Source organism: Mucilaginibacter corticis (assembly GCF_007558865.1).
In the GTDB taxonomy this organism is placed as follows: Bacteria; Bacteroidota; Bacteroidia; order Sphingobacteriales; family Sphingobacteriaceae; genus Mucilaginibacter; species Mucilaginibacter corticis.
Genome location: NZ_VLPK01000001.1, coordinates 519080 through 544025 on the forward strand (window position 1 = coordinate 519080; position 24946 = coordinate 544025).

16 protein-coding genes are annotated in these 24946 nt (G+C 39.5%); 5 read left to right on the forward strand and 11 right to left on the reverse strand.

The genetic code is table 11. The annotated features are described in order from the left end of the window. The first annotated feature begins 14 nt into the window (after positions 1 to 14). From FO440_RS02300 to FO440_RS02315, 4 genes are all read left to right on the forward strand, one after another. Entirely contained in the window at positions 15 to 2429 is a 2415-nt protein-coding gene (locus FO440_RS02300) for an ABC transporter permease (protein WP_144246608.1), read from the forward strand. 19 nt (positions 2430 to 2448) lie between these two features. Further along, the gene (locus FO440_RS02305) at positions 2449 to 4830 is read left to right on the forward strand and encodes an ABC transporter permease (protein WP_144246609.1); all 2382 of its coding nucleotides are present in this window, start codon (positions 2449 to 2451) and stop codon (positions 4828 to 4830) included. A gap of 125 nt (positions 4831 to 4955) precedes the next feature. Then, positions 4956 to 5633 carry an ABC transporter ATP-binding protein gene (locus FO440_RS02310; RefSeq protein WP_144246610.1) on the forward strand — a complete coding sequence of 226 codons (678 nt, stop codon included), beginning with the start codon at positions 4956 to 4958 and terminating at the stop codon, positions 5631 to 5633. A 1-nt stretch (position 5634) separates the two neighbouring features. Further along, complete coding sequence (locus tag FO440_RS02315; protein WP_246104156.1) at positions 5635 to 7077, forward strand: TolC family protein; 1443 nt, start codon at positions 5635 to 5637, stop codon at positions 7075 to 7077. Here FO440_RS02315 and FO440_RS02320 read toward each other — a convergent pair. Continuing rightward, a complete protein-coding gene (locus tag FO440_RS02320) occupies positions 7072 to 8664 on the reverse strand; it encodes a CotH kinase family protein (protein WP_186292550.1) in 1593 nt (530 codons plus the stop codon). The genes FO440_RS02315 and FO440_RS02320 overlap by 6 nt on opposite strands. 369 nt (positions 8665 to 9033) lie before the next feature. Here FO440_RS02320 and FO440_RS02325 point away from each other — a divergent pair, with 369 nt between their 5' ends. Continuing rightward, positions 9034 to 9279 (forward strand): HTH domain-containing protein, encoded by a 246-nt coding sequence (locus FO440_RS02325; protein WP_144246612.1) that lies wholly within the window; start codon positions 9034 to 9036, stop codon positions 9277 to 9279. A 52-nt stretch (positions 9280 to 9331) separates the two neighbouring features. Here FO440_RS02325 and FO440_RS02330 read toward each other — a convergent pair whose 3' ends face one another. From FO440_RS02330 to FO440_RS02375, 10 genes are all read right to left on the reverse strand, one after another. Next, positions 9332 to 10474 carry a 6-bladed beta-propeller gene (locus FO440_RS02330; protein ID WP_144246613.1) on the reverse strand — a complete coding sequence of 381 codons (1143 nt, stop codon included), beginning with the start codon at positions 10472 to 10474 and terminating at the stop codon, positions 9332 to 9334. Between the two features lie 68 nt (positions 10475 to 10542). Continuing rightward, complete coding sequence (locus FO440_RS02335; RefSeq protein ID WP_144246614.1) at positions 10543 to 11031, reverse strand: hypothetical protein; 489 nt, start codon at positions 11029 to 11031, stop codon at positions 10543 to 10545. 160 nt (positions 11032 to 11191) lie between these two features. Beyond that, positions 11192 to 12526: an ArnT family glycosyltransferase gene (locus FO440_RS02340; RefSeq protein WP_144246615.1), complete on the reverse strand. Its 1335-nt coding sequence runs from the start codon at positions 12524 to 12526 to the stop codon at positions 11192 to 11194. Positions 12527 to 12852: 326 nt separating this feature from the next. Then, on the reverse strand, positions 12853 to 13971 hold the full coding sequence (locus FO440_RS02345) for a PKD domain-containing protein (RefSeq protein WP_144246616.1): 1119 nt from the start codon (positions 13969 to 13971) through the stop codon (positions 12853 to 12855). A gap of 29 nt (positions 13972 to 14000) precedes the next feature. Continuing rightward, positions 14001 to 15479 (reverse strand): carbohydrate-binding protein, encoded by a 1479-nt coding sequence (locus FO440_RS02350; protein ID WP_144246617.1) that lies wholly within the window; start codon positions 15477 to 15479, stop codon positions 14001 to 14003. A 75-nt stretch (positions 15480 to 15554) separates the two neighbouring features. Continuing rightward, positions 15555 to 17423: a DUF4983 domain-containing protein gene (locus FO440_RS02355; protein ID WP_144246618.1), complete on the reverse strand. Its 1869-nt coding sequence runs from the start codon at positions 17421 to 17423 to the stop codon at positions 15555 to 15557. Positions 17424 to 17520: 97 nt separating this feature from the next. After that, positions 17521 to 19137 (reverse strand): DUF5008 domain-containing protein, encoded by a 1617-nt coding sequence (locus FO440_RS02360; RefSeq protein ID WP_144246619.1) that lies wholly within the window; start codon positions 19135 to 19137, stop codon positions 17521 to 17523. Positions 19138 to 19211: 74 nt separating this feature from the next. Next, positions 19212 to 20042 (reverse strand): fasciclin domain-containing protein, encoded by an 831-nt coding sequence (locus FO440_RS02365; protein WP_144246620.1) that lies wholly within the window; start codon positions 20040 to 20042, stop codon positions 19212 to 19214. An 18-nt stretch (positions 20043 to 20060) separates the two neighbouring features. Next, positions 20061 to 21719, reverse strand: coding sequence for a RagB/SusD family nutrient uptake outer membrane protein (locus FO440_RS02370; protein ID WP_144246621.1), 1659 nt, complete (start codon positions 21717 to 21719; stop codon positions 20061 to 20063). Positions 21720 to 21740: 21 nt separating this feature from the next. Beyond that, positions 21741 to 24866, reverse strand: coding sequence for a SusC/RagA family TonB-linked outer membrane protein (locus FO440_RS02375; RefSeq protein WP_246104157.1), 3126 nt, complete (start codon positions 24864 to 24866; stop codon positions 21741 to 21743). Between the last annotated feature and the right edge of the window lie 80 nt (positions 24867 to 24946).

Here is a 24946-nt window from a genome sequence, read left to right on the forward strand (position 1 = left end):
TAAAAATCAAAGTCATGATAAAAAACTACATTAAAACAGCCTGGAGAAATCTCTGGAAAAACAAGGTTTTTTCAGCCCTCAACATTGCCGGCCTTGCAGTGGGTATGGCCGCCTGTATTGTTATTATGTTATTTGTTTTTTTCGAAAAAAGCTTTGATAATTTCCATACCAAAAATATTTACCGCTTAAACGAGGTGCAAACCTTTCAGGGTATGGCCGCTCAAAAAGTGGGGCTGTCCATGTCGCCTATGGGCCCTACCTTAAAGCATGAGTTCCCACAGGTAGAAAATTTCACCCGGGTAAGATGGCTCAATAAATTTGCCTTTACATACAACGACAAGAAGCTGTACCTTCCACAGATCTTCGCAGTAGATTCGACTTTCCTGCAAATGTTTGATTTTGCCTTGATCAGCGGCGACCGCAAGACAGCGCTTCAAAAACCCAACAGCATCATAATTACTGAAGCTACCGCGAAAAAACTATTCGGCACTACTGATGTATTGGGGAAAACCCTTCCCCATTATGGCGACAATAAGGGCGATACCATCAATTTTGCAATTACCGGCGTTTTAAAGGATGTGCCAAAGAACTCGCAGATGCAATTTGACGCGATTTATCCAATCAGCACCAGTGCCAAACCTGCCGATCTGATGGCTAACTGGGGCGGCAATTGGCTGGATACCTACGTAGAGCTTGCACCGGGTACCGATATAAAAAAACTGGAGGCTAAGTTTCCTGCATACCTGACCAAATATTCGAACGATCAAAACCTAAAGAAAGTTATCCAACTGTTTCTGCTTCCCTTAAAGGATATTCATGCCGGCGCTTCTGATATCGGGCTTGATTATATCAACTTCAGGAAGTTTGATCAAAAATCAACCAACCTGTTCGCCATTATAGCCTTTATTGTTTTGGCTATCGCCTGCATAAATTTCATGAACCTGTCAACCGCGCGCTCAGCCGAGCGGGCCAAAGAAGTGGGCGTACGTAAGTCGATCGGTGCCGGGCGTTATGAGTTGGCTATTCAGTTCCTGAGCGAAACGGTTTTGCTGGCAGTTATTGCCATGGTAATAGCCTTGATCATTGTTTGGGTATCCTTACCCTATATCAACCAGTTAAGCGACCGTGAGTTGAGCCTTAACTTTTTGCAAAATCCCTTGCAGGGTGTTTTTATTATTGGTTTTACTATCGTAGTGGGTTTGATCTCCGGAATTTACCCGGCTATTTATCTTTCATCATTCCAGCCAATTAAGGTATTAAAGGGCGGTGTTGAAACGGGTAAGAACAAGGGAACATTCAGGAACATATTGGTTGTAGGCCAGTTCACCAGTGCCGTATTTCTGATGATAGCAACCGTTTTTGTAGTGAAGCAATTGCATTTTATGCAAAAACAAGATCCCGGCTTTACCCGTGAGCAGGTAGTTACCGTTCCGCTAAATGGTAATACCGATTCCAAGTATGACCTTATCAAACAAGAGCTATTGGCCAACTCGTTAATAAAAGATGTTACCGCCGCGCAGGATGTGCTGGGCAGCCACCTTGATCAAAGCGGTGTAACCTTCAGGCCATCAACCGGCCCGGCTAAAGATTTTGGGTTAACCCGTTTAATAGTTGATAACAACTATCTTAAACTATTTGATATTAAAGTATTAGAAGGGCGCAATTTTTCGACCGAAAAAGGCGCATCGGGTCGTGAATATATTATTAATGAAAAATTAGCGCACGAGTTGCTAAAAGAGATGCCGAAAAACACACCGATGTCGGCATTGATTGGTCAGCGCTTTGGGATGGATTCATTAGGGACAATTACCGGGATCTGCAAAAACTTCAACTTCAATTCGCTGCATTATAAAATAGAAACCTTGTTTATTAACTACAGGCGCGAATGGGGCTATAGCCAGTTATCGGTAAAAATAAATGGCAAACGAGCAAGCGAAGCTGTTTCCTTTATCCAATCGGTTTGGAATAAAAATTTCCCCGACAGGCCATTTGAATATCAATTTCTTGATGACCACTTTAATGAAGTTTATAAAGCCGATAACCAAGTAAGCAAAATTGTGGGCATACTGGCCGGCTTGGCTATCATGATATCATGCCTGGGCTTGTTTGGCCTTGCCTCCTACTCGGCCGAGCAAAGGGTAAAAGAAATTGGCGTACGCAAAGTACTTGGCGCATCAGTACAAAATATTGTACTGTTATTATCCGGAAATTTCTTAAAACTTGTTTTACTGGCAAATTTACTGGCCTGGCCATTGGCTTGGTATACCATGAATAAATGGCTGCAAGATTTTGCTTACCGTATAGATATTAAGCTAAGCGTTTTTGTTTTTATAGCTGTAACATCGGTATTCATTGCAGTAATTACCATAAGCTTTCAATCTGTTAAAGCAGCACTGGCCAATCCTGTAAAGAGTTTAAGAAGCGAATAACTCACAAAACCCATTGATCATGATAAAAAACTATCTCAAAATAGCTTGGCTCAACCTTTTAAAGAACAAGGCATACAGCCTTTTAAATATAGTTGGCTTATCGGTTGGGATGGGTGTGGCACTGTTGATCGGTTTGTGGGTGTTCAATGAATATTCGTATGATAGGTTTTTGCCGGATACCGATCAGCTTTACCAGGTGAAAGTGAATTTTACCAGCCAGCATACGGGCAAACATACACAAGATGCTTTGGCGCTACCCTTAGCCGAAGTTTTAAAGAAAGAGTACCCTGAGATCAAATATGTGGCCCAATCTGACTGGAACGGCACTCACGGATTAATAGCGGGCAATAAGAAGCTTTACATGGACGGCTCAACGGTTGGACCCGACTTTTTAAAGATGTTTCAGTTTCCGTTGATCAAAGGAAATGCCGGCACGGTTTTAAAAGACACTTATTCCATTGTCTTAACCCAATCAACAGCCAAGGCTCTTTTTGGCAACACCGACCCAATTGGAAAAGTTGTCAAAATAGATAACCAGACCAACATGAAGGTTACAGGCGTATTGAAGGATCTGCCTGCAAATTCTTCTTTCAGCTTTAAATACTTAATGCCGTTTAGCTTTACAGAAACACAAGAGGGATGGGGTAATACCAGCACCAATTGGGGCAACAACTCTTTTCAGCTATTCGCGATGTTACAACCCGAGGTAAGTTATGAAAAATTAGCGCCTAAAATTAAATGGATCATACGCGACAAGGGGGCCGTAATGCGTCCTTCCAAGCCTGAGGTGATCATGCAACCCATGAAAGACTGGCATTTGTACTCGGATTATAAAAACGGGGTGCCTGTTGGTGGCTTTATTGATTATGTGCGTATGTTTAGTATCATCGGTATTTTAGTATTGCTGATAGCTTGTATCAATTTCATGAACCTGTCCACCGCCAGGTCAGAAAAACGCGCCCGCGAAGTTGGGGTCCGCAAAGCAATGGGTTCGCAAAGAAGCTATCTGATATTTCAATTTTTAACCGAATCAGTTTTAATAGCTTTCTTTTCGTTTGTTTTGGCTGTAGTATTGGTGCAATTGGCCTTACCGTATTTTAACCTGCTTACCGGCGACCTGATAACCATCCCTTACAACAATCCTGTCTTTTGGCTGGTAATGATCAGTTACATATTGTTAACGGGTTTGCTGGCAGGCAGCAGGCCTGCTTTTTATTTATCCTCATTTAATCCTGTAAAGGTTTTAAAAGGCACTGCGCAGGCGGGCAAAACGGCAACGCTGCCGCGCAAAATACTGGTGGTAGCGCAATTTAGCTGTTCGGTAGCCTTAATTATAAGCACTGTAATAGTTTACCAACAGATACAGCACGCCAAAGACAGGCCGGCGGGTTACGACACCAATCGTTTAGTAATGGCCGATATGAGCGATGATCTGAACGGCAATTACGATGCGCTGAAAAATGAGTTGATGCAAACCGGTCTAATTGAAAACATTGCCAGGGCATCAAGCCCGGTAACTGATATTTACAGCCATACATCGGTAACAAACTGGCCACAAAAAACCGCGGGCGATGAATCAATTAATATAGCTACCATCCGTATATCTGATAACTATTTTAAAACAGTAGGTATGCCGATCTTACAAGGGCGTGATTTTTCGTCATCATGGGCGAATGATACCAGCAACGTATTGGTAAATGAGGCAGCCGTAGCCAGGATGGGTTTAAAAAACCAAATTAACCAGGAAATAAGCTGGAATACTGCTGTGGGTAAGGTAAGAATAATTGGTGTGGTAAAAAACGCTTTAATGGCATCGCCTTTTACACCTGTAGAGCCTGCTATTTTTAGTCATGCCAATCGTGGTAACCAGGCGCTTTACCGCCTAACCGCAAACGCAAACACACATACGGCCATGCAAAAGATCGGGAAGATATTTGATAAATATAATCCGGCCTACCCTTTTGTTTACCGATTTGCTGACGATGCCTATAATCAAAAGTTTAACCTGGAGGTATTGGTTGGTAAACTGGCCGGCATATTTGCAACATTGGCCATATTTATATCGTGCCTTGGTTTATTTGGCCTGGCTGCTTATGTTGCCGAGCAACGTACCAAAGAGATCGGAATCCGTAAAGTACTTGGCGCATCTATAACACAGGTATGGGCCTTATTGTCGACAGATTTTATTTTACTGGTATTGATTAGTTGTTTGATCGCGTCGCCAATGGCTTATTACTTTTTACATACCTGGCTGCAAAAATATGATTATCGTATCAGCATAGGCCCGGGAGTGTTTATACTATCAGCAATAGCCGCTGTCATCATTACCTTGTTTACCGTTAGTTTCCAGGCTATCAGGGCCGCTTTGGCTAATCCTGTAAAAAGTTTAAAAAACGAGTAATTTAACTGTATCAAAACCGTACACTTGCCGTACAATAGCGAACAAGCGCATTTTTGAACAATAGTCACATGTAGCTATAAATCAGCTATTTAAACCTTTGGTACACTAATTACTATACCCATACCATGTTATCACTAAAAAATATCTCTAAGTATCACAAAGCTGGCAGCTTAAAAACTACCATCTTACAAAACATCAACCTTGACGTTGATGCAGGCGAATTTGTGTCCATCATGGGCCCGTCAGGTTCTGGTAAGTCAACGCTGCTTAATATCATCGGCATGCTTGATGAGCCGTCAGAAGGTTACCAATACTTTTTGAACGAGCCGGTTCATCAATTGAAAGATAAGCAGCGCTCGGCGCTTTATAAGGCCAACATAGGCTTTGTATTCCAGGCTTATCATTTAATTGACGAGCTTACCGTTTATGAAAACATTGAAACCCCTTTGCTTTACCACGATATCAAATCCGGTGAGCGTAAGGCTCTGGTAGCCGATATGCTTGACCGTTTCCAGATAGTAGGTAAAAAAGATCTTTTCCCTTCACAGCTTTCGGGCGGGCAACAACAATTGGTTGGCATTGCCCGTGCATTAATTGTAAGCCCTAAACTATTGCTGGCCGATGAGCCTACCGGTAACCTTAACTCAAAACAAGGCGACGAGATCATGGAGTTGTTCAGCAAGCTGAACAAAGAAGAAGGCATGACCATTATACAGGTAACACACTCCGAGAAAAATGCGGCATATGGAACCCGAATTATCAATTTGCTGGATGGTACAATAGAATCATCAAAAAATATTTAAGATGTACAAAATGTTAAAGCGGTTCTTTATAGTTGCTGTAGTGTTGTTGGTTAGCGAAGTTGCATCTGCGCAGCAAATGATTACCGACAGTGTATTAACCTTGCAACAATGCCTTGACCTTGGCGTAAATAATAATTTACTTGTTAAGCAAACCGAAGCCCAAATGGAGGCGAGCCGTATTTATTGGCAACAGGCACGCGAGAATTTACTACCATCCATAAACGGATCTGTAAACCACAGTATCAGCGAAGGTCGCAGTATTAACCCATTTACCAATGGATATATTACGCAACCTATTACATCGGGGAATTATAATTTATCCGGCAACCTGATCTTATCAAGCGGTTTAACGCTTCAAAATAATATCAGGCAAACATCATTGGCTTACCAGGCCGGGAAGATGGATTTTGAACAGGCTAAAAACGATCTGACACTGCAACTCATCATTGCTTATCTGCAGGTGCTGAGCAGCGAAGATCAGCTTACGCAGGCTAATACACAGGTATTGGTAACGCAAAATCAGGAAGATCGCACCGAAATATTAAACAAAAACGGTGATGTGCCACCGTCGCAATTATCTGATCTTAAGGGCCAGCTGGCCAGCGACCAGATAGGCGTTATAAATGCTCAAAACTCGCTTGACATTGCCAAACTTAACCTGTTGCAATTGATGAATGTCAATTATCGTAAAAACATCAGATTTCAACGCCAGGCTGTCGATTTTGTAACTACCACCTATAATCAAACTGCCGACCAGGTGTATGATACTTCATTAGCAAACTTTGCTTTGATTAAGGCAGGTAAATTACGCCGTGAAAGTGCCGAAAAAGGGGTGCAGGTGGCTAAAGGCGCTTTACTTCCAACACTGTCATTATCGGGCGGCATAGCCACTAATTATTCAAGCGTGGCGCAACGTTCGGTATTTGTAGATTCTACAGTAGTTCCTACAAACCAATTCATACAAACGGCTACGGGCAGGCAACCTGTTTTTGCCGTACAGCAAAACTATGCCGGCCAGAACATTAGCTATGGCGATCAGTTCAGAAACAACTACAGCACATCAGTTAGCCTGGGCTTGAATGTGCCAATTCTTAACGCTTTTCAAAACAGGAATAAAATAAAGCTGGCCAAATTAAACCTGCAGACCGAGCGGTACAACGAACAGGCCAACCAGGTGCAATTAAAGGTTAACGTAGACCAGGCTTTTGCTAATATGACAGCCGCTTACGACAGGTATCAACTTTTATCAAAACAAGTAGAGGCATACGGTGAATCTTTCCGCATTGCTGAGATAAAGTTTAATGCAGGCGCGTTAACATCGGTAGATTTTATAATTGTTAAAGGAAACCTTGACAAAGCCAAAACAAGCCTGATAAACGCACGCTATGATTATTTGGTACGTACCAAGATCTTAGACTATTACCAGGGAAAATTAGCTTTATAAGTCGTTTATATAATTATCAAAAAGGTCATACTGGGCGCTGTACCATGTATCCATGTAAACAGCTTCAGTATTAAGGTCTTGGCTAATGTTTGTCCAGATCAATTGTTCGCGGGCAAAGGCGTTAGTGGTAACCATAATGTTCCTGTAGTTTTCTATCCTTGCGTTAACTGTTGTTTTACTTAACTGGTTTTGTTTAAGTGCAGCCCAGCGAGTTTTTAGCAAGCCTTTAAAATTAGCGACGTTTAATTGAAGTAAACGAGATAAAAGATTATTGTTAAACCCATAAGTTAATTGATTTGAATAATAACCGCCATTAGCATTTCTCCCAAATGTTCCGTCTAAATCCCATGGCGAATAAAAGAAAGCCCCGGCATCCCGATAATCGTAAAAACTAAAGTACGTATTCTTGTTCTCGTTATCGGGTGCACCAAGAACATTAATAAAGATAAAATAGTCAACCATATTATTAATATCAACCTTACTTTGAATGTTGGCACTAAAATCAGCATCAGATGATGTAGCTATGTAATTAACTTCGTTGTACAAATAACCCCAGTTGGGAGCAGGCACATCACCAATATCCGGATATTCCAATTCCCAGCCACCCCAGGTATCAATTGTATTATCATACGGTATTACGCTGGTAAAATCAGATTGATTAGTCCAAAAATCTGCCTTATACATGTTACCGTATTGTTTATTTATCTGCAACTGCTTTCTGTCAACCTTCTCTGTAAGACAATAAATTCCTTGGTATTTATTATTTAAAAATACTTCGGTCATGTACCCGTGCGTGCCATTAAGTGCCGTAGGCTCTTTAGCAATATAGGGTACATTGTTAAATGTATTCCACAGGTCTGTACAAACCCGGTTACGCATCCGCGACTGATCAATGTACATGGCATCCAGTATCCAACTATTATCGTTGCGTAACCCTAATAAAGAAACATCCTTATCATTACCTCCATTATCCACTACGTGTACCGCATATGAGCTCTTAGGATAATATCTTGACGTGGCGCCCCTTAATGCTATCATAATATTGGATGATATATCCAGCTTACTTTTCTGCAACTGGTAATCCGGATCAACCAGATCAAATGAAGCACTTATCTCATTATCGCCTATTGCAGCATTTGTTTTTAAATTCACCATAGGCATGCCGGTAATTATTAAACCATATTTAGTGGTTACATTAAGTGAATTTAGCGCATAAACATCTACCTGCTGGTTAGTTTTAAGTTCATAATTTACTGATGCACCATTAGTAATACGTGCGTTATTAATGGTTATAGCTACAGCTTGTGTTGTATCAAAACTAACGGTATAATTTGTAAGCGATGTTCCGGACGATAACGGGTAATAATAAGAGTTTGTGAGCGAATCAAAAGCGCAACTAACGCCGTTTATTTTAAAATTTGATAATTTTGCTTCAGAGGTTATTGGTACTACCGGATTGGTTTTGCCTTCGGCCCCTTTACCGGCAGAAGATCCTGTTGTCGGTTTATTAACAGTGTTTTTTTTACATCCGGCAAAAATTGATGCCAATAAAAATATTGGAACGCAAAAAGAGTAAAATTTTTTCATAAGGCGGAAGTGCCTCATTCAGACTTTAAGAAAAGTAAATGGTTTAATAACTAAATCTGTTTTATTAATTAGTTATCAAAGCTTATCCTTAAAGCGAATAAATTGTGTACGCTATTATTGCATTTTTAGCAAAATAAAATTACAGTAATCATTATTTTTTAGTAATTCTAAAAATACTCCGTTAAAAGGATCAGTGACTTATATTTCATTTTAATTAAAAAGTGAATAAAATAAATACACATACAAATCCTTTTTTGCTTTATAATTATGTAATATTTCTACCACCCTAAATTAAAACCATTATAAACTAATTACATTGCAAAATCTTGCAATGTAATTAATAACTAAACCTTATTAAACCGAATTGCTATGCCTAAATATTATTTTGATAGGCTTGATCATCTAAACAGCCTAATTAGAAAAAAAGCTACCGGTACACCGGAACAATTAGCGAAAAAATTAAATGTAAGTGAGCGTACCACATTTGAGTATTTAGATATCCTGAAATCCTTGGGTGCCGACATAAGATACAGCCGTGAGCGCCAGTCCTATTATTATACTTTGGATGGGACTTTTGATTTTCACTTTAAGCAAGGCAGCCAAGTACGTGGTTAGCTGTCATTTTCTTTGGCCTTTGGTTAAATATGTATAGTGCAATTGATACATTCTAAAAGTCTTTTAATTTAAAAAATACTAGGCGGAATGACATTTTAAGTGGTCCTGATTTTCTTTCTTTGTTAAACTTTTCGTCGGCTTTAACAGCGTTAGGAACTCCGATTAAGAAATAGTCACCATATTTTGCCAAAACCATTGAGCGGGACCTAAAGGTTGTATCCTTCTTGCTTCTAAATTCGGTAACCTGTAAGACCTTTCCCGTTTTTTTAGAATAAAACACGTTCCTTGAATGGTGCATAGACATAAAATCATATCTGAAAGACACCCAGTCATCAGTTATAAATAAAGAACTTAAATTATATAACAACTTATACTTATCCATTGTCTTCCAATAATCGAAATGATCTTTTGCAACTTTCTTTTCTTTTATTTCATCAGTTATTTGATTTTCTTCGGGTACCTCAATCTGATATGCCGGTTTCGCGCTATTAAAGCCAATATTGTAAATATTATAATCTAACAGTGGCAAAAAATATATCGAGTCTTTATAAACTTCCAATTGATGAGGAAATACAATATCTAAATCTGTTATTAAAGGAGGCGATGTAAGTCCAGGAGCATGAAAACTAAGCATGTCGCCATTTTTTTCATAAATAGATAACCTGCTAATGGCCTTATTTTGGTCGTTACGGGGTGCGGTAGTTACGTACATTTTGCTGTTTTTTGCAAATACCATCCCTAAATTTTCCGGATTAAGAATATCAGTAGTTTTCAAAAATCGACCATCGGTACCAAAAACAAAAATCTTTGTTGAAGTCTTATCCAATATATTTATTTGTTTTTGATCAGCATCAAACCAAACATCAGTCATATCCTGAAAATCTCCGAAGTTAGATCCCCTGTGGCCTATTCTATTTATTAGATTGCCTTTTTTATCATAAATAAAAACAGATCCACGTGCACGGTCTCCAATCAAAATTATACTGTCTGTTACAAAAAAATTTGTAGGCATAACCAAAGTGTTTTCTCCACCATTTTCTAAATTAACAACCGACACATCTTGTGCAATATCTTCAAGAAACACCGTAGATGTGTCCGATAGGTTAAGTTTAATTTTAGGCACATTATAACTTGTTTGGGTTTTTGAGCAAGAAATAAATAAAAAAACGGAGATAAAAAAGAAAGTATATTTCATAATGGTATATAATAAGGTTTTAAAAAGAGTTGCTATGTTGAAATAATAGCAACTCTTTTAATTAATATTTAGAAAGGGCCGTAACCTGTATAACCGCCTGGGCTGGTGGTATAGTAGGGGTATGGATAAGGATTAGGATGAGTATTGCCTCCCGGCGAATAAAGTTGCGTGTAACTACCAGTACCTGATGGGAATATGTCTCCACAGCAATTCGAACCATACATTGTAACTGTGGTTCCGCTTGTTTGTTTGTATATCACATCCGGTGCGCATTGTCTGCCATACATAGGGTCATACGTAAATTTATAAAGGCCATGTTCATACCCATAATTACCATAAACCTGATAAGTTAATATTGACCATGTACCAACATGAAGCGTAGTATCACCAGAATTACCGCACCAATGGCCACTTCTGCCACCGTGGCTGGTGCCACTCCAATCAGCCAATGCTTTTGGCGAACTTTTCATACCGCCGCTAAAAATTGCATATTCTAAGTTGCATATTAACGTTATAACTAAAGCTGCTATACCTGCTATTTTTAATACTTTTTTCATAATTATAATTTTTAATTGAAATAATTTAGTTTATCTAATAAAGTTTGCGCGTTTAATTATGTCCCCCCTTTTGGGGGTTACCAATGTTGTAATAAAAACCGGCCGGCCAATTCAGTTGACCGGGGATATTGGCAGCAAACCATATTATTTTCAGTTTGTATTATTTGGAATAGAGCTGTTCTTGTAGCTGGATCCTGTAAATAACTTCCGGAGCCAAGTCTCTTTTTAATTTATCGCTATCATGCCACATGCGGCTATGTTGGTTAGCGTAAATAGCAATTGTTGTCAGGTAAACAAAGCCAACTACTTGCACCCAATATTTATAATATTGTTTATCAATTACTTGGTTAAAAAAATAGGCCATTAAAAAAAACACGCCTATAGATGCCAGGTAAACATATCGGTCTGCCATGATGGCAAATCTGTCCATAGGTACAATGTGTAATACCATAACGAGATGAATAATGAAAAACGATATGCCAAATAATACCCATTTCTGTTTCCAAAAGTTAAAAAAACTTACAATGATTATAATAATACAAGCAGGATAAATCCAAAACCTGATTGGTACTTCCTGTCCTACTGCGTTAGGAAACAGATATATATATTGCAGTTTTACCGGGATTAAGCATTTAACCAGATATTCGGTAATAGTGTAGCATGCAAATATGACATTTTGGTAAAATGGGTAGCGTAGTTGCCGAATGTGTAAGTCACTTGGTATTGCTTTATGAGATAATAAAGTTATCGAAGTAAAAACTACAGCCAATAATATTAAAGGTAGTTTTTCGTACCAAACTACCTTAGATCTAATATCTCTTTTTAATACATAGTCAATTAGCAAAAAGCAAAAAGGTAGTATAACCGCTTGCTCTTTTGCGCCAAATGATAACACGAACAAGGTGATAATGAGCAAATAATATTTGACATGCTTTGATTTGACATACTTGACATAAACATGTAAAGCTGTTAGGTAAAAGAACGCATAGATCAAAACTTTTGACGCAGCAACCCAGGCAACTGATTCAACAAGAAATGGATGCACAGCCATTAACAAAGCCGTAATAAATGCAATGCGGTATGTAGATTTATCATCAAAACCCTTAGCTTCTGTAAGCAACAATTTAATGAAACTGTAGGTTAGTAATACATTGGCCAAATGAATTAAAACGCTAAACAAATGAAACCAAAATGGATTATAGCCAAATATGGAATAAATTATGGAGTAATATAATTGATTTACGGGTGCATACTGGCCGGCATAAAATTGCGTGAGTATCAGCCATAAATTATCAACACGTAACCCACCGCCTGTATAGCCGTTAATGACTATTACCTGGTCATCCCATCCAAGCTGAAATTTGTTTGAAAGTACGGGGATATAAACAAGAAATACTATCAGTGAAAGTGATATGCTTATGATTAGGCTTAGCTTGGTTTTAGCAATTTCTCCGCTTATGGAAAAACCCTTTTTTTGCATAATACTGCTATTCATATTATTCAGGTTGTTACTTAGGTGTAATTGATACTAACTAAGCTACAAGTTGTCGATGCAAAAAATCGGCAGTATAAAATAAAAGCAGGGATATTTATAATTATTTGGTTATAATTTTTAAGTAAACATCCACCACCTTTGGTGGTGGCTTTAATTGTCAAGTGGGCAATTCTACCAAACTATTATATCAGCTTAAAAACTAAGCTTACGGTTTCTGGCATAACCTCCACCCTTGACCTACCGCCTAGGCGGTGGTTTAGTTACTACAATAAAAAACCCCGGATCTTTTGGATCCGGGGTTTAAGTGATATCATTTTATATTCTAATTATTTATACAACCTAAATTCGCCCATTTGGAACGCACCGGCTGTTTTAACAACGCGCCACCTGTACCAGATATACGCCCCACGGTTAGCTTCGGGTATAGGGTAATACCAGAATTTCCAGTAAGTACGGTTTAGTACATTGATGTCATTTGTATCTTTCAATCCTAATGCTATCGCCATATCATAAAAACCTTTGGCAAGCGTAATATGATCCAAAACTACATAGCTGGCGTTGCTGCCACCAGGATCATTAGATCCTTCAATATACCACTCCAGCGGATCACGACCGCTACCTGTATCATTCCCGTTTTCCACGCCATAAAGGGTCACAGTTACCGGTGCCGGGAACTGAAGCGCGTAGAGCAACGGTGTAGGGAAAGGAGCATAATACCCAAATTTAGTAGTTATGTTGCCATCAATTAATTTATCTTTACCTTCATTTGGATTATTTGTATTATTATCTAAATTAGATGTATAAGTTGACCGGCTTGGAGTAATATCAACCGCTAGGCCTGCAGTTGAAACGTTCTTAGAAATAGTTACAGACGAACCTTTGTCTGTAGTAGCAGTCACAGTAAAGTCGTTGAAATCGCCTGGCGTTTGTGTTATAACCGGGGTTACATCAGTATATTTTTTATTTGTTGTCAGGGCCGGACTAACTTCATCAAATGACCAGTTGGCCTTAACTACAGTACCTTTTATTTTTAATACAAACTTATTCTGGTTTGCAACCCCGGTAGGTACAAGTTGTACCTGCATAACATTATCAGGCAACAAGTCAAAGTCAATCTGCTTTTTTGAGACAGTACCTGTTGATGAAGTCACTGCTAAAATTGCGTGGTATGGATTGCCACCGGTGGAAGTAGCAGCATATGTATGCGTCGGGCTTTCTTCAGTACTTACTGAATCGTCCCCAAAACGCCATTGCAGCGTTTTGTAATTTTTTGATAAATTTTCAAATTTGAATGTAAACGCGTCTGATGAATCAGCAACGATCTTGAAATCTGCAACAGGGTTTACTATGGTTGGGTCAACTATCGAGGTTCCAACCTTTTTTGAACAAGAAGCCATAAACCCCAGGCAAAGGATCAATCCTATTGGCTTTAATACTCTTTTCATAATTTTATATTTCATATTAAATTTCTCCTTTATTTTATTCTTGTAAGAATAGTGCCTCTATAATCGTATTGAGCGTGATTCCAAAATACCTTATAAATGTGGTAGCCTGCAGTTAAATGCAATGTTGTTGAATTAGCTTTCTGATTTCTATAGTCAGACGTATTTTGTACCGGCAACGGGCTTGGGTTTTGCAGTACACCATCCACATATATTGAGTAAGTGGTATTATCAGCACCGCTACCCAAATAAGTATCTGCCTGGTAATCACCAGTTTGTTCAACATTTATACTATAGGTCAACCACTCACCATCGCTAGTCCAGCCTACTACTGTTCGCGGGGTATAATCGCCGTTAGCGTCAACATCATCAGGCACTCTCCAGTTGGTATCCCCGTCCTTATGGTTATCGTCATGATATGCTACGCCCTCGCCGCCAAAGTCATAATTAACCGCGTAAAATATTGGAGATGCCGTGCCGATAGTACCATTAATTTCAAACGGTTTGCCAAAATATGGCCTGAAATAATTAGGATCAAGTTTAACAAATACTGTTTTGATTTTTGTCTTGGTAATTTGATATCTTGACGGGTTACTTATGGTAAAAGCCACAGTAGGAATTATAACTGTAGGTACAGCCGGAGCCGGCTGTACGGCAAGCAAAGTATTAAGTGGTACGGTAAAGGTTAAATAAGCGGTATTTGTATTTTCTAATATTTTTACCTGCGGCGTAGATAGCGAAATTTTGCTATCGGGATAAAGCACGCTGTTAGTTAATGTACCATTATTGATATATTTTGTTACACTATCAGGCGAAGAGGCCACATTCACAGTAAAGGCCGATCCCGGGTCGCCTTGCAAGACGATAGGTATTTTTACTTCAATGCCTGTCGATGTTTTACCAAAATAAGCACCATTTGCTGATGGTGTAACAATATTTGACGGCGTACCAATTGCTATATCATGGATTGTATTTGCGTCGAACAATTGTTTGGTATGTACAATCAACACCGTATTGCTACTGCCGGCTGTAATCTTGTTACCCTTTGTAGCGTTTGATATCTGGAGCACCGCGGCCATATCGCCAGGATAGCCTAGCTCTAATGACGAGCGGCTGATAATGACATTAAAATTAATAGATTTAACACCGGCAGGAACATTTACCTGTGGTGCTACCGCTGCTGAGCCGTTGGCAAACGCGATAGTACCTTTTGGCAAAGCACCTGAAGACACCAGACTTGCTATTGTATCTACATTAGATTTTAAATCGATTGTAAATGTAGTAGTAGTAGCTGATGAAAATGTGATAGCGACAGGAACGGTTAAAGCCGCGCCGTCTAACGTATAGGTACTGCCTGTGCCAATTTCCATCTTGGCAGTTACTGACGCGGTAGCCGGTGCAAAGCTCTGTGTTTTTATCGCATCGGCCACTTTCTCGCTCTTACAAGACGACCCCATTACGATAACCAAGCCCAAAAGGCCCAGCTGTAGATTAATAAATATTTTTTTCATTTCCTTTTGAAATTAAGTTTTATATCCTTGAAGGACAAGGACTTGTTTGTTTAAAAGCCCTTGTCCTTAATCATTTTAGTTGGAAGTCCAAACCTTGCCGTCAAGACTCCATGCCGACCTACGGGCGATGTTAAAGAAAGCCAATATTTGCGCAGGCAGATCAGCTCCCTGAGGTACTTGTACACGCAGGTTACTTGCCGCCGGCGAACAGATCAGGTCTGAAAAATGGTTCCATGTGTATCCATTAGCCTGAGCCTGGCTCAATTTCATATCGCCGCCAATCGGGCCTTTATCATGCACAACAGTACCTGAACCCTCGTCAAACGGCCAATAACCTAGTATATAAGGATAGTAAGGGTTACTTGCATCCAGCGTCTGGTCGCAGGCATATTGCTTAACATCTACCTGGGTCATAGCAGCTCTAAATATTTTTAATTCTTTAATTTCTACATCTATTTTACCAAACGTATTTCCTGAATTACCACCATCCATTTCGCCCGGGGTAAAACCTACGCGCATTACAGAATTATTATCCAAATTGAAATCCGCACTTAAAGATTGGTTAGTGTTGTAAATATCATATGAAACTGCACCTGGCGAAGTCTCGCTGTAACCACGGTTGGCTAAACCTAAAACACCATCAGTATAAACAGAAATGATAACGTGGTTGTCAGTAGGTCGTCTTACAACAGTCGCTGTAAGGTCATGCCAGTTCTCATCTTTAAAGTCTGGGCCGGCAATTTCATCACCAGCTTGATATCTGTTGATACCGCCTGGCATAAACCTCCATCCATTATAGAATAAACAAAAATCCCATCCTGGAGATCGGCCATTACCATCTCCCCAGCCGGTTTCTGGTGTATTATCTGTAGGACTATGACCTTTTTTACCAATAAAGCCCGGCCACTCGTAATAGTAATCACCTCTAGATACGTTAACAGGGTTTTTATGTTTCTTTACCTTTACAGAAATGGTAAAGTTACCGGTATCTCCCAAGTTATAAAAGTGTGACAAACTGTCGCTAACTTGGCCTACGCCCTTTTGAGGGTCGCCAAGGAATCTAACAGAATTACCTGTATAAACATTACCCACAAATGGTTTAGCTATAAAAGTCTGGTTATAACTCGGGTTTGAAATAATAGTAAAGGTGTTCAGTGTAGGGTCGCTAAATATGGTCTTATCATCATCAGATGCCTTTAAGGTAAAAGCGCCCCCTCTGTTTGATGTTACAATAACCAACCAGTTTTCGTTAGCGTAATTTGGGCGACTTGCAATCGATGCAAGCAATGTGCCTACTTCGGTATCAAAAGTACCTATAGCGGCTTTATAAGGTGCATACGAAATATCAAATCCTGAACCCGCAGCTTTCCCGGCGGCCTCAATACCGCTAAATTCGCCTACAACAATTGACGCGGTATCTGTTTTCAAAAAATCAGCCATTGTGCTGGTTAGCGTCGCGTCATTGCTAAGGTTTTGGGCAACATCAGTACCACCTGTTAAGTTAGCATTGAATGCTGCCGACGTAGAAAACGAGGCTATGCGCATATTTGGCACGATAGATTTGATCCGTGTAAATATGGTTGGATAATTGGTCTTGTCATAGCCCGCGAAATCCTCTGACAAAACTTTATGTTTCGCCCTGGTTACACCGGTAATCAGATCGGCCCAGTTGGTAGCATCATTACTGCCGGTATCGGCCAGCGATGACCAGGTGTAAATTGAATTTGGCAACAATTTTCCCTTAATGTTCGGGATGTCCGCATCGCGCACAGATGTTCCCCTAGCGCCGTCAGCTATGATGTAAAGCACCTTTGGAGTTTTGTTCACTATCTTGGCGCCGTTAGGTTGCGATGGTGGTAAAACTTTATCAAACTTGCTGTTACAAGCTACTAAAGTCAATACAAAAAGCGGCACACCAAATAGCTTGGCTTTAAAATTTCTCATATTAATATGTATAATTTAAGTTCGTTAAATTTAATTGGTACGTTAATGCTGTTACACAATAACTTATATTTTTATTAACGCTAATATAATAAAAACATTATTCAAATGTTACCCTAATAATATTATTATGTGGCTTGCTATCAAAACTATAGAATGAACCCATAAGTAATAACGCCCGTTTATTATCTGCGGTTTTAGTATCATAAACATCTAAAAGCTGTCCTGATATACCACCAACGTTGTTATAATTATCTGCAAGATCGCCGGTTGGGGTCAAAACAGCCAGTCCGTTTCTCATAATCCCACCATATGATTTGAAACTACCGTTTACAATGATCAAGCCATCATCCAGCATTTTAACAAAAAATGGCAGGCCACCGTCAAATGCCTTTGGTTTAAAGGTATTATCAATAGATCCATCATAATTTAGCTGTACCATGTATTTACTTGCCGTACCATTATAATTATTAAACAAACCTACTGCTATGTACTTATTTTGTACAGCGTTATAACTCATCCAATTGATAACGAAATCAGCACCTGTGCCGCCTGGATTAAATGTCGGGTCAATTAGACCACTTACTGAATTTAACCTTGTAATGTTGCTTACAGGGGTACCGTCAAATGAGCTAAATGCACCATAAATAAGGATATTACTGTTTTTATCCATGATAGTACTCATCGGACCATTAGCTGCATCGGGTGTTCTACCCGGCCTGTTTTTATAACCTGGAGTTTTGGTATTAAACCTCCAGGTGGTATCAAGGCTACCGTTAAGATTTAAACGGATGATTTTGCGTGCATATGTGCTATCAACAACCGTACTATCTTTAAAATTGTAGGTATTGGCATCATATTTTCTTTTGGTGTAGTAAAGAAAATCACCTGTAATGATCATTTTGTTGTTGCCTACGGGATAAATGCTGCGCACCCCGCCGCCTGCTACCGCACCGTTAAAAGTAGGTACATACGCAAGGTGTTTAAGATAAGTGGTAACCTGCGTGGTATCAACTTTTCCATCGCTAAAAATCCTGGTGATCCCGTTCATGTTACCCTGCTGCGCGTAACCTGAAAACTCACCTACCGGGAAAAAATACCCGCCTATTTGCGCTATATCATAAATAGTATTGTTAGCGCCGGCACCCGAAGCGAATGAACGGTCCCACGCACCGTCAGATACGGCCACCCTGGCAATCCTGTTGATTCTTCTTACAACCCCTTTATTATCGTAGTTTGAAAAGCTACCCAAGATTAATAAATTACTTGATAAAGGAATCGGGAATGCTTTCCATACCGCATTATCAGCTCCATAGGTATTTTCGTAGGTCGGGTCAATGTTCATCTTTCCGGTAACACTAAAGATGGGGCCAAAAACCAACTCGCCGTCTACAACAAACGAAGTAACACCTGAGCTGGCGTTATTAGGCACCTCTACTTTAATACCGGTTGATGTTATCTCATCGATCTTTGCATCCAAGCCATTAAACAAGAAATGCAATTTACCTTTGTATTGTTCAAGCCCGGTAGCGGTGATAGTAACTACAGTGCCGGCGCCGCCTGATGCCGGAACTGGTACTTGCTGCTGGTCTGTTACTATGCTCAATGCCGATTTACCTCCCGAGTAAGGGTTAGTAAAAGAAGTTTGCTGCTTCTTGCAACCACTAATGAGCAATCCGGCTAATGCTATTAATAAACCTGTATATTTAAGTTTCATAACGTTTATTTAATTTTCAAAAGATCTTATTTAACTTATTCATATTAAAGCTAATAATAACTTTTTTGTTTACACTATCTATTTAAAATAACCTCCTGAAAAAAATCGGGATATAATCCAAAATCGTCCATAAGTATCTCGCTAGCTCTCATAAGTTTATCGGCACCGTTATAATATGTATAAGCAGCATCATAAACAGCCAACACATGGACTACTCCGTTTGATGCCTGGATATCCGATGTAGCTACCGGTGCAGAGACATTATAAAAATTGCTCGGATTTGAGGGGTCAACAATACTGGCGATACATAACTGGCGGTAACCGGCATATCTGATAGTAGTAGTGGTATTATTGCTTGTATTTTTATTTATCACGCTATTATACACAACACCAATAGCATCAAGATCACCATTATAGCCATAATAATATCCACCCGGGTACTGCGGCCTCAAGTCAAAATCCAGTTGAGGAAAATCCTTTAACAGGTATTTTCCTTTCAATACATAGCGCATAAGGTATTTACGCCATGTTGCTTGAGGTATTTCATCAAGCGTTTTTATAGTATCTTTGTTTAATTCAAATAAGGACTGATTTAGCCCACCTGATACATATGGAATATTACTGTTAACCAAACCTATGGTCCTTCTGATAACCTCGTCAGTAGGTGCGAAGAAAGTAATATCTTCTTTTGATAGGATATCCTCCATGCCAGCCAGTTTTACAATCTGTGCTATCGTATCAAACTTAGGGTTTGATTGAAGATATTGCAAAATACTACCATTAAAGTTAGCTTTTGCAAGTCCTCCATCTTTATAATAATTATCTTTTTTACAAGAACTTACCGATACGGCCAGTAAAACTGAACATATAACGAGTGCAAGGTATTTATTGAGATTAGTTTTCATGTTCTTAATTTTTTATTATTATAAACCTCTGCCAGACGTCCAGTATTGATTAAGAGTCATATATGGATTATTTTTACTCAACACCGCTGGATCAATAGGCCATGTCCAGGCGCCACGATCAAATTTATCGCGGGTAAGCGGGTTATCGGTATATTTCTTACTCAATATCCGCTTGGTACGCACCAGATCAAAATAATGGGTGCCTTCGCCAATCAGCTCTTTTGCTCTTTCGTAAAAAATCGCATCGCCCATAGTGGCATAACCTGCATCAGATCCCTGTCCGACACCACTCCATAGCTGAGCTTCTGCTCTAAGCCTTACTTTATTCAGCGGAATAGCTGCAGCTTCTTCGTTACCAAGATCACTCTGTGCTTCTGCTTCCAATAACAAAGCATCGGCGTAACGCATAATCAAGTAGGTATTATCCGGGTTAGATTGATTATTAGGGTCGTTGGTTACGTCAAGATTCGTATTTCCGGCAAATTTCAACATTTGGAAAGTTTCAGCATTTTGATTATATGCACTTTCGAACCAGATAGATACCCTTTTATCGCTAACATCAGGGAATAATTTTTGCATATATTGCGTAGTAAATACGCAAAAACTTGCGCGCGAATTGTACTCAGGCAACTTGTAGGGAAAATGTATAAATGATACACCATTTGGGGCGAACTGGAATACCGGTGAGGTATTATTATAATTCACGGTACTAAAAAACTCAAACAAGCTTTCTGTAGAACGGCCTTTGGTTACGGTGTTCCACTCGGCAATTGGCAATAAGTCAAACGCTCCGCTGTTTCTTAGTTCTGCACCAAGTGCAGCGGTTTTAGTATAATCCTTAGTAGCATTAGCGGGGTCAAAACCGGCGTTCCACATATACATATTCATCAACAAGCCAATAATGGCTCCTCTTGAAGCACGGACACCTCTTTTGATAGGGTCATTGATAGCTACCGGTAAGTCATTTTTTGACGGCTCAAGGTCGGCAATACAATTATTAACCACTGTAACCATATTCATTCTTGGCAGTGGGTCTTTTTGGTAAGCTGCGGTATAATAAACAACATCTCCGTACAAGCGAACCATAAAGAAATAAGAATAACAGCGGATAAACTTAGCCTCGGCTATATATGCCTTAGTTTGATCTGAAGTTAAAGCAGGGATCCCCTCTTGAAGTTTGCTGATCAAAATGTTAACGCTCTGTATCACCTGGTAATATTCAGACCACTGGGTAAGGTGATAAAACTGGTAACGCACCGGATGCCCTAGATAGTTGGCATTTTGAGTCGCTGCAAGAAACAGGTTATAGTCATCAACCGCGGTATTGGCTATTGTTTGGGGGCCTACATCAAGGCCTGAGTTAGCCACCGTACGCGTATGCCCTCCTACTAAAGCCGCGTCTATAAATTCACCTCCCCAGTAATCTGTGGTTTGAGTGTTGCTGCTGGGGATCACCTCGCCAGACCGCATTTCTCCCGTTCCGCCCGCCGTGTTTGTCTGCACGTACTTTTCATATAAGCGACCATACTGGTCATTAATGAAAGCCTCGACATCATTGGCCGATTGGAAGTAATTGTTTCCGGTAAGCTTATCAATCGGTGTGAGGTCAAGGAACTTCTTACAGCCATATTGAGAAGCAACCATCACAACTAATAAGCAAATAATAACTTTTTTCATATCTTATTTTTGTAATTAAAATTAAAACTGAACATTAAATCCAAGTGTGTATGTACGAGGATTTGGATATGCCCCATCAACATCCTTACCTAAAGCGTTAACGTTTTCAACGTTAGGACCTGAGTAAGGTGTAAATATCGCTAAGTTACTTGCTGAGAAATATGTCCTTACTGAATTTAGTCCTATACGCTTAGTAAAGTTTTTAGGCACGTTATAAGATAATGTAACCTGATTAATTTTAAAGTAGCTACCATTTTCCTGGAACAGTGTTTGTGATGCTCTAAAGTTGCTCATGTATTGCTCGTGAGCATAATCATACACGTTAGCAAATTTAGCTGTAGCATCACCTGTACCTTTCCATATTCTCAGATCACTTGCTGTAGGAACTGAATTTGAACCGAACGGATCGCTAAGTAACAATAAACGCTGTGCTAAAGAAGCATTGATTACTGACCGTACTGCTGTGTATGAACAATATATGTTCAAAGAGAAGGCCTTATAACCAAGTGTGTTACTAAAACCACCAGTTAACAATGGCTGCGAGTTACCGCTTACCTGCCTGTCACGTGCGTCAATTACATAATCATGATTAGCATCCTGCAAGATAGCATCGCCACCCTGGTAAGAATATAAAGGGTTAAGTGCGGTGCCGCTGTTAGTACCGCTAACAACGCTGCGTAACCTTAAACCAGTAACAGGGTCAACCGGTACATTGGCAGTAGAAGCATATACCCCCTGGTTAATAAACAACCAGTTAGATAATGAGTTCCTGCCCACCCTGTACACAACATACTGTTTGGTCAGCTCGGGAGAGGTAACGTCCTGATCTGAATAAGTCTGCCCGTTATATTGTGAAGGCAATTTCAGCAAAACGTCATAGTTTAACGCGCCGTTAAGGTTTATGTCCCATCTAAGTTTACTTGTTTTACTTAGTGGGTGCAATGTTAATGTTAACTCATAACCATAATCAGATAGCGCAACACCATTGCTGTTGTAGTAGTTAAATCCTAACGTATTATCTAAGAATATTTTAAACAATTCGTTATCAACCTTTTTGTAATAAGTATCAAAGGTAACATTAACCGCTTCATGGAATAAAGATACGTCAAAACCTAAGTTATACTGGATAACGCTCTTTGATTTCAGGTTAGGGTTAGGTATCTCATCAAAATCAACACTAACGCGTGATTGGTTGTCATAAAACCCGTTAGAGTTATATTTACCGTAAATATCCTTTAACTCGCCTACCGGGTAGATATTTTGGCCGGCAGTTAAACGAAGGTCAGCCTGATCTAACCAACCCTTTGTCCTGTTTGAAATCCAGTCTTCATTAGTAAGGTTCCATTTGAAACCAACTGAAGGGTTCTTGGTATACAGGTTGTTCTGACCATTAACTGACGATCCGTCAACACGATAGGTAAAGTCAACTACGTATTTCTTTTTATAATCATAGGTGAAAGCGCCTGCAAATGATGCGGTCCTTAAATTAAGGAAGTTATCTAAAACACCACCACCTGTACTCAATGCACCATTGTACCCATATGGGCCTTCATAAGTATCATTTGGCGAACCAAAGATCCTGGTATAGTTTTCCTGGTTGTTTTTAATGTAAATTTCGTTAAATACACTAAAGAATAAATTGTGGTTGCCAATTGGCTTGGTATATGAAATATTATTACGGTTATACAATTCTGAATAATAACTATAGTCATTATTCATTAATGTAGTTTGACCGTTAGCGGCAGCCGGTAAAAAACTATCAGTATTATCTGTCCTGTAAGTATAGTTTGTAGTTGTACCTAATACTAAACCTTTCAACAGCTCATAACTGGCGTTTATGTTCGCATCAATTTCTTTAGGGCCTGCATTATTACGGATATCAAGTGACGATAATACATCGCTTGTAGCTAACAGGAATGAAGGACCGGGCAGCAAACTAGATTTACCAGCGCTATTGTTTACAATAGTTTGCAAAACCCCTGTACCGCTACCTGCTTGTACTTTACCTAATGATGACCTGATAGAGCCAAAGAAACTCAATTTAGGGCTTGGCTTAAATTGCATGTTCATATCCAGGCTATAGTTTTCAAATCCTGTATTGGCAATCAAACCTGATTGAGAAAAATACTTTAAGTTAGCTTTATAGTTGAATTTCTCATCACCACCATCCATCTCAACGTTGTGGGTAGTGTTAAACTTATCTGAATAATAGATACCTTGCCAATCGGTTGAATTGTTATAATAAGCATTTAAGCTATCCGATAGCGCGGGTGTATTTGAAAGTAAATATTTATCATTATTTATACCATAAGTTTGTATTTGGTTAATTTTAAAATTACGCTCATTGGTACCGCCGTATAAAGAACGAAGTTTTGGAACCGCAGACACGTAAAAGTTGGCCGTGTACATAACACGCGGGATTTTAGATTTACCCCTTACAGTTGTAATCAAAATTACACCATAAGCACCTCTTGACCCATATAACGCAGTAGCCGTAGCATCTTTCAGGATCTCCATACTGGCTATATCTTCCTGAGGGATCAATGACAGCGGACTTACTCCTGAACCCTGTTGGTCAAACCCGTATTGCGAAGCTTGATCTGCTGTTAAAGGAATACCATCAATAATATATAAAGGCGATGTTGGCTGTAAATAGGCATTATCACCGGTACCTGTTATGGCTATGGTAGACAGACCACGAATATTAACAGACCCACGCATACCGGGAGCACCTGTGTTATTCTGAATATTCAAACCTGCAACCTTACCTTGTAATAGCTGCTCAACGTTACCTACCGGGTTATCCTGCACTTCCTTACCGGTAATAATATAAGATGAACCTGTTTGCTCATCACGGTTACGCTTAACATAACCACGAACTACCACACCATTAATCTCATTTGCTGACGCTGTTAAGTTAATGTTTAATGCAACCTGTCCGGGTCTTAATTTCACAGTTTGTGACACATAACCAACGTTAGTAAATACAAGTGTTGCCCCATCATCAACAATTACGCTGTACTTACCATCTACATCAGCTTGTGTTAAACCCTTACCCGGTGTACCTATCGTCGCTCCCGTTAATGGCTCTTTCGTTGCTGCGTCTAAAATGATACCCTTTACGGTTATCTTTTTAACTTGTGCCATCAAATTCTGGCATAGAAACAAGACACAGAAGAAAATTGACGGCCAAATAATTTGTTTTCTCATTGTATATTAGTTTTAGT

Coding starts and splice junctions, on each gene's coding strand:
- FO440_RS02370 (WP_144246621.1), bottom strand. CDS start 21,719: ATGAAAAAAGTTATTATTTGCTTATTAGTTGTGATGGTTGCTTCTCAA.
- FO440_RS02300 (WP_144246608.1), top strand. CDS start 15: ATGATAAAAAACTACATTAAAACAGCCTGGAGAAATCTCTGGAAAAAC.
- FO440_RS02320 (WP_186292550.1), bottom strand. CDS start 8,664: ATGAAAAAATTTTACTCTTTTTGCGTTCCAATATTTTTATTGGCATCA.
- FO440_RS02375 (WP_246104157.1), bottom strand. CDS start 24,866: ATGGCACAAGTTAAAAAGATAACCGTAAAGGGTATCATTTTAGACGCA.
- FO440_RS02350 (WP_144246617.1), bottom strand. CDS start 15,479: ATGAAAAAAATATTTATTAATCTACAGCTGGGCCTTTTGGGCTTGGTT.
- FO440_RS02335 (WP_144246614.1), bottom strand. CDS start 11,031: ATGAAAAAAGTATTAAAAATAGCAGGTATAGCAGCTTTAGTTATAACG.
- FO440_RS02365 (WP_144246620.1), bottom strand. CDS start 20,042: ATGAAAACTAATCTCAATAAATACCTTGCACTCGTTATATGTTCAGTT.
- FO440_RS02345 (WP_144246616.1), bottom strand. CDS start 13,971: ATGAAAAGAGTATTAAAGCCAATAGGATTGATCCTTTGCCTGGGGTTT.
- FO440_RS02315 (WP_246104156.1), top strand. CDS start 5,635: ATGTACAAAATGTTAAAGCGGTTCTTTATAGTTGCTGTAGTGTTGTTG.
- FO440_RS02330 (WP_144246613.1), bottom strand. CDS start 10,474: ATGAAATATACTTTCTTTTTTATCTCCGTTTTTTTATTTATTTCTTGC.
- FO440_RS02325 (WP_144246612.1), top strand. CDS start 9,034: ATGCCTAAATATTATTTTGATAGGCTTGATCATCTAAACAGCCTAATT.
- FO440_RS02305 (WP_144246609.1), top strand. CDS start 2,449: ATGATAAAAAACTATCTCAAAATAGCTTGGCTCAACCTTTTAAAGAAC.
- FO440_RS02310 (WP_144246610.1), top strand. CDS start 4,956: ATGTTATCACTAAAAAATATCTCTAAGTATCACAAAGCTGGCAGCTTA.
- FO440_RS02340 (WP_144246615.1), bottom strand. CDS start 12,526: ATGAATAGCAGTATTATGCAAAAAAAGGGTTTTTCCATAAGCGGAGAA.
- FO440_RS02355 (WP_144246618.1), bottom strand. CDS start 17,423: ATGAGAAATTTTAAAGCCAAGCTATTTGGTGTGCCGCTTTTTGTATTG.
- FO440_RS02360 (WP_144246619.1), bottom strand. CDS start 19,137: ATGAAACTTAAATATACAGGTTTATTAATAGCATTAGCCGGATTGCTC.